Here is a 6,832-nt window from a genome sequence, read left to right as displayed (position 1 = left end):
CTTTCATTACTGTGTGAGACTTGATACTTCTGCTTTATGGCAAGCCCCGAAGGACCCACCCGCATCGCGCATCAAGCGCCCACACTTATCGGCTGTTAATTTTTAAAGATCATTCGCTTGGAAGCTCTGCTTTCTTCGCGTCCGTCATCTAACGGGAGGCGAATTATGCAGACCGGAAACTCATTGGTCAATACTATTCGCGAAAATAATTTTTCTTCTTCGTGTTGCTCATAAAGAAGGCAGACGCGAGACCCCTCCTCTCGCGCGAACTTCTACTCCGGTCGTTGCACCGAAGTTCTTCTCTCAGCAGAGAGAAGGCGATTGCGTCCATCGCTGTTCGTGCAGGAAAGAACCCTCAGAAGAGCAACGCGTGTAATCCGTCGATGAGTAGAGTCGACGGCACCCACTCGTCAACCGCGTTGGTCAACCGCATTGCGTCAGTACCTAGCCCACTCGATCCGCATCGTCGCTGCCACAAACATCGTGACCTGCAGATCCGTTCACCAATCTCAGCGCGCCCAAATCAATCTTCCGGTAGTTCTATACTTCTTCATACCGCGAGCGACCCGATCCACCGCTTGATTCCCCCCAGCACTTCACTTATAAATTCTGAGCCGGAAGGTCGAACTCATTGACGTAGCGCATAAGCAAAGTGTGATCTGGTATCAACTTGCCCACTCATGCCGACAGAGGTTTCCGATGGTACGACGTATCCTGGCTTCCAGCCGCTACATCATGATCGTCCCGGTCGTCGGAACGTTCCTGGGCTCGTTGGCGTTGATACTCTACGAGGCGGTCGTGCTCTACACCAACGCCGTTGAAGCGATTCGGGATCGCTCGTTCACCACCAAGTCGGTGAAAATATTTGCGGTTGGAATTGTCGAAGCAGTCGATGTATTTCTGATCGCGATCGCGGTCTACATCATCAGCATCGGTCTCTATTCGCTATTCGTCGACGATAAGCTGCCGCTGCCGAAGTGGCTCGAAGTCAGCAATCTCGAAGACCTGAAGGGGAATCTGGTCAGCGTCGTGATTGCCGTTCTCGCGGTTCTATTTCTGCGCGAGGCCGTAGCGTGGGACGGCTCGCGTGAAATCGCCCCCTTCGGCGTTGCGCTAGCCCTGGTGATCGCCGCCCTGACATTCTTCCTGATGAAAAACAATATCCGGAGGAAGTGAGTCGTGGCACAACGCGACGCTGACGGTACCCGATAGTCCGGCAACACCGCAACACCGCCGCAACGCGCACGCGGCAGGCCCTGGATCGGCAAATAATCCCAACATGCGAGCTGCCCGCGCTCGCGACCGCGGGCAATCCGGCCTCGCGGGGAAACCCGATCCCCGCCAAAAAGAGCTGCGGCTACATGGCCCGAAATACCCGGCTTCCCGACGGAGAGCCGCGCCGCACAACGCCGTGCGCAAATCCAAATGTTTGAAACACGCGTATCAATGTGCGCAAAATGCGAGCTTCGACGCCCACATTGTTCTAATTTTCGAAACAGTGATTTCGCAAATTAGGTATTTACCCTACTTTCACTGACTCCTAGACTGTCATCACTGCTGCAGACAAATGAGTTTGCAGCCTCAACAAGACAAAATCTCTGGAGGTAGTAATCATGAAGTCGCTCGTTCAAGCCGTTGTTATCGCCGCTACCCTTGCCGCTCCGGTTGCTGTTTTCGCCCAGTCGAACCAACCCCTGACCCGCGCTCAAGTGCGTGAACAACTGGTTCAGATCGAAAAGGCTGGTTACAACCCGGCACGTTCGAACCCGAACGAATACCCGGCTAACATCCAGGCTGCTGAAGCACGTGTTGCTGCTCAAAACAGCGCAGTGGGCGGCGTGACCAGCGGTTCGTCGCAAGAAGGCCACGCAGTCGCGCAGTAAGCTTTATCAGGCCGAAAGGGCTGTTGCTTTAGCGGAGCGGGTGTCGTCATCGCGCTCCGTAGCTTGAAATAACGAACCCGCGATCGCGCGTTTTTTGCGGCGACCGCGGGTTTGTCACATATCAGAACCTCCGCCTCCGGATTCCCGGTGGCTTCGCCTAGCCGTCAGCGGCCGGGCGCTTTTTGCTTCTACATCCTTCACTTCCTGTTCCTGAGTTAGCCGCGCGAACTACGCAAACATCAAGCGTCATTGCGCAGCCGCACGTCGCCATAACCACAAAAATCAGACCGTGCCCGGGCTCACATAGGCCGTCTTGACCGTCGTATAAAACTCGCGGGCATAGCTACCCTGCTCGCGCGGGCCATAACTCGAACCCTTGCGTCCACCAAACGGCACGTGATAATCCACGCCCGCCGTCGCCGTATTCACCATCACCATGCCGGCCTGCACATGACGGCGGAAGTGACTGGCGTACTTCAGCGAGGTCGTGCAAATGCCTGCAGAGAGACCGAATTCCGTGTCGTTGGCGGCGGCCAACGCTGCGTCGTAGTCCTTCACCTTGATGACCGAAGCCACCGGGCCGAACACCTCTTCCCGATTGATGCGCATGCCCGACGTCGTCTCGGTGATCAGTGCGGGCGCAAGGAAATAACCCCGCGTCTCGCGCTCGATCCGCTCCCCGCCGAACACCGTGCCGCCCTCTTCGCGCGCTATGGCGATATACCGCTCGTCCTGCTGAAGCTGCTTGTCGTCAACGACCGGCCCGATATGCGTGCCGTCAGCCAGCGCGTCGCCGACCTTCAACGCTTGCATCCGCGCTTTCATTCCGTCGATGAACCGGTCATAGATCCCTTCGGTCACGATAAGGCGGCTCGAAGCCGTGCAACGCTGACCCGTCGAGTAAAACGCGCCGTTGATACACGCTTCGATCGCGACAGCGAGGTCGGCGTCGTCGAGCACGACCATCGGATTCTTTCCGCCCATCTCCAGTTGAAACTTCTTGCCCGACGCGAAACACTTCGCACCGATAGCACGCCCGGTCGAAACCGAACCCGTAAAGCTCACCGCATCCACATCCGGTGACGAAACGAGCGCTTCGCCCACCACCGAGCCGCGTCCCATCACGAGATTGATCACGCCAGCCGGTGCGCCCGCCTCGGCAATGATCTTGACGAGTTCATACGTGCTGGCCGGCACGAGATCGGCAGGTTTGATCACCACCGTGTTCCCGAACGCCAACGCCGGTGCGATCTTCCATGCAGGGATCGCGATGGGGAAATTCCACGGCGTGATGAGACCGATCACACCGAGCGGCTCACGCGTCACTTCGACCGTCATGCCCGGGCGCACGGACGGCACGATTTCGCCGCCAATCCGCAGCGTTTCGCCCGCGAAGAATTTGAAAATCTGCGCCGCACGACCCACCTCGCCGATTGCTTCGGGCAACGTCTTGCCTTCTTCCCGCGCGAGGAGCCGCCCCAACTCGGCCTTGCGCGCGAGGATCGTGCTGCCCACCTGATCGAGCAGGTCGAAGCGTTGCTGCGGCGTGGACAACGACCACTGCGCAAACGCCTTGCGCGCGGCGCTGATCGCGCGCTGGGTCTGATCAGCGTCGGCCTGGGCGAACTCGCCGATTACATCATCGAGGTTCGACGGATTGACGTTGCGCGACACGCTCGCGCCTTCCACCCACTGTCCGTCGATGTAGTTTGCAAACTGGCTCATGTTCTCTTTCTCCGGTCGATACAGAATGAAGCCTCCGCGCAGTTTCATACCCGATGGTCTGAAACCGCGCGGAGGCGACAGAAAATACGTTGAGGGCCAAAGATGACTCAACAGCCGCTCAGGCCATTGCTCGTCAGGCCAACAAGAAGCTACTAAAGCAAGCCGCTTACGCCGCGTTCAGCAAACCACGCGCAGCCAGATTCTGATAAAGCGCACGCACACCGAATGTCCACGGCTCGATTTCCGTGCTCAGGCGGACCGTATTGGTCAGCGCGCCCAGTTGCGCCGTCGAAATCGTCACTACATCGCCGAGGTGATGCGTGAATCCACCGCCCGCTGCATCGCGATCCTTGATCGGCGAGAACATCGTGCCGAGGAACAGCATGAAGCCGTCCGGGTACTGGTGATGACGTCCCCACGTCTGCGACACGAGGTCTGCCGGATCACGGCTGATCTCGCTCATGTGGCTCACGCCTTCGAGCACGAAGTCGTCGTCGGCGCCTTCCACACGCAGCGCGACGCTGGCCGAGCGCACCGAATCGAGCGAGAAGGTGTCGTCGAACAGACGCACGAACGGACCAATCGCGCACGAACCATTGTTGTCCTTGCACTTGCCGAGCAGCAGCGCCGAGCGGCCTTCGATATCGCGCAGGTTCACGTCGTTGCCCAACGTCGCGCCGACGATCTCGCCGCGGCTATTCACCGCCAGCACGATCTCCGGCTCCGGGTTGTTCCACGTCGACGCGGCGAGCAGGCCCACGTCCGCGCCGAAACCGACCGCCGACATCGGCTGCGACTTCGAGAACACTTCCGCGTCCGGGCCGATGCCCACTTCCATGTATTGCGACCACGCGCCGCGACGTTCCAGTTCTGCCTTCAGCTTCATCGCCGCTTCCGAGCCCGGCTCGATCTTCGAGAGATCCGTGCCGATCATCGATGCGATGGTCTCGCGCACTTCTTTCGCCTTCGCCGGATCGCCGCCCGCCTGCTCTTCAATGACGCGCTCGATCAGGCTCACCGCAAACGTGACACCGCATGCCTTGATCGCCTGAATGTCGCACGGTGCCAGCAGTCGCACAGCGGGCGCTGCAGCGCCAGGCTGGTTCGCCGCGATGAGATCGGCCGCCGCGCCAAGCGACACACCAGGCGCCGTACGCGCGACCTGTGCAGCGTTTTCGCGCTCGAACAGATCGGCGGTGGTCGGCACGCTTGCCGTGATGTCGAACACCTCGCCGTTACGCACGACGACCACGCACGGACCTTCGTGCTGATCGCTCTTACGCCACACGCGGCCCACGAGCAACGCCTGATTGACGTCGTCCGGGAGGAAACTGGATTGGGAAGTTGCGGACATGAGAATAGATATCTTCAGGAAAGTTGGGAGACAAGCGCCCGGGCGCGATATCGTCTATCGAGCCCGGCGCTGCAATCTGCACTTCAATGCGAATGACGCGGATTGCCACGCTCGGCAATCACCTTGAGATAAAGCGTCGCGGGTTCGAGACAGCCGCCGGTAGAAAGCTGCCCGACCGTCTTGCGATACAACTCCTGCCACGGCGTCTGCGCCTGCGGAATTTCGAAGGTCGCCGTTTCGCGGCGTCGCGCGAGTTCTTCTTCGTCGACCAGCACGTTCACGCTGCGCGAGTTCAGATCCACGCGGATGCGGTCGTTCGTGCGCAACAGCGCGATTCCGCCGCCAACGGCCGCTTCCGGCGACATGTTGAGAATCGACGGACTCGCGGAGGTGCCGCTCTGGCGTCCGTCGCCGAGCGTCGGCAGCGACGTAATGCCCTGGCGCACGAGTTCCGTCGGCGGCGCCATGTTCACCACTTCGGCGCTGCCCGGATAACCGACGGTGCCCGCGCCGCGAATCACCAGAATGCAGTGCTGGTCGATTTCGAGCGACGGGTCGTTGATACGCGCGTGATAATCCTCGGGACCGTCGAACACGATCGCTCGCGCTTCGAAGGTATTTTCCGCGCCCGGTTCGCTCAGGTAAGTCTGGCGGAAAGCATCGCCGACCACCGACATCTTCATGATCGCGCTGTCGAAGAAATTGCCCGACAGCACGATGAAACCCGCGCCGTGTTTGAGCGGCTCGTCGGTCGTCTTGATGACGTCGCGATCCGGCGTCGGCGCATTGTCCGCGATCTCGGCAATCGTGCGACCCGACACGGTGAGACATTCACCATGCACGAGGTTGGCCTGCTTGAGTTCGTGGAACACGGCAGGCACACCGCCCGCACGGTGAAAACTCTCGCCGAGGAATTCGCCTGCAGGCATGCAATTGACGATCAGCGGGACCTGCTCGCCCACCCGTTGCCAATCGTCGAGACTCAACTCGACGCCGATGTGACGCGCAATCGCAATCAGATGCGGCGGGCAGTTGCTCGATGCACCCAGCGCCGACGCCACCACGATCGCGTTTTCGAACGCTTCCTTCGTCATGATGTGCGACGGACGCACGTCATCGCGCACGAGGTCGACGATGCGCTTGCCCGTTGCATACGCCATCTGGCCACGTTCGCGATACGCCGCCGGAATGCTCGCGCAACCCGGCAACGACATGCCGAGCGCTTCGGCGATGGCGTTCATCGACAGCGCGGTGCCCATCGTATTGCAGTGACCGATGGAAGGCGACGACGCGGTCGTCAGTTCCATGAAGCCTTCGTAGTCGATCTCGCCGGTCGCCAGCAGATTGCGCGCATGCCAGATGACGGTGCCGGAGCCGACGCGCTTGCCGTTATGCCAGCCATCGAGCATCGGGCCGCCCGACAGAACGATCGCGGGCATGTCCACGGTCGCCGCAGCCATCAGCAACGCGGGCGTGGTCTTGTCGCAACCGGTCGTCAGCACGACGCCGTCGAGCGGAAAGCCGTGCAGGATTTCCACGAGGCCGAGATACGCGAGATTGCGGTCGAGCGCAGCGGTCGGACGGCGGCTTTGTTCCGCGAGCGGATGAACCGGGAATTCCATCGGAATCCCGCCCGCGTCGCGAATGCCGGCCTTCGTGCGTGCAGCAAGTTCGATATGGTGACGGTTGCAAGGCGCGAGGTCGCTGCCCGTTTGCGCGATGCCGATAATGGGACGACCCGATTGAAGCTCTTCACGCGTGAGGCCGTAATTCATGAAGCGCTCGACGTACAGCGCCGTCATATCCGCGTGCGAGGGATCGTCGAACCATTCCTGGCTTCTCAGCCGGCGCGGTGTGGATGCTGACATGT

General features: G+C 60.3%; 5 protein-coding genes. 2 read left to right on the top strand and 3 right to left on the bottom strand.

All coding sequences use genetic code 11. From position 1 onward, the window contains the following. Window positions 1-699 precede the first annotated feature (699 nt). Entirely contained in the window at window positions 700-1,176 is a 477-nt protein-coding gene (locus LMG28727_RS31940) for a YqhA family protein (protein ID WP_201646304.1), read from the top strand. A 437-nt stretch (window positions 1,177-1,613) separates the two neighbouring features. Next, a complete protein-coding gene (locus LMG28727_RS31935) occupies window positions 1,614-1,883 on the top strand; it encodes a DUF4148 domain-containing protein (RefSeq protein WP_201646303.1) in 270 nt (89 codons plus the stop codon). 282 nt (window positions 1,884-2,165) lie between these two features. On the opposite strand, the gene LMG28727_RS31930 is transcribed toward LMG28727_RS31935, so the two are convergent. The 3 genes from LMG28727_RS31930 to LMG28727_RS31920 all read right to left on the bottom strand — a co-directional run bounded on the left by LMG28727_RS31930 (window position 2,166) and on the right by LMG28727_RS31920 (window position 6,830). Beyond that, window positions 2,166-3,608, bottom strand: coding sequence for an aldehyde dehydrogenase family protein (locus LMG28727_RS31930; protein ID WP_201646302.1), 1,443 nt, complete (start codon window positions 3,606-3,608; stop codon window positions 2,166-2,168). Between the two features lie 166 nt (window positions 3,609-3,774). Continuing rightward, window positions 3,775-4,962, bottom strand: coding sequence for a fumarylacetoacetate hydrolase family protein (locus LMG28727_RS31925; protein WP_201646301.1), 1,188 nt, complete (start codon window positions 4,960-4,962; stop codon window positions 3,775-3,777). Between the two features lie 83 nt (window positions 4,963-5,045). Beyond that, on the bottom strand, window positions 5,046-6,830 hold the full coding sequence (locus tag LMG28727_RS31920) for an IlvD/Edd family dehydratase (protein ID WP_201646300.1): 1,785 nt from the start codon (window positions 6,828-6,830) through the stop codon (window positions 5,046-5,048). Window positions 6,831-6,832: the final 2 nt, after the last annotated feature.

The sequence above is a fragment of the Paraburkholderia metrosideri genome, assembly GCF_904848625.1.
Classification (GTDB): domain Bacteria; phylum Pseudomonadota; class Gammaproteobacteria; order Burkholderiales; family Burkholderiaceae; genus Paraburkholderia; species Paraburkholderia metrosideri.
The sequence above is the reverse complement of the archived record's forward strand: the minus strand, read 5'-3'. Positions and strand labels throughout refer to the sequence as shown.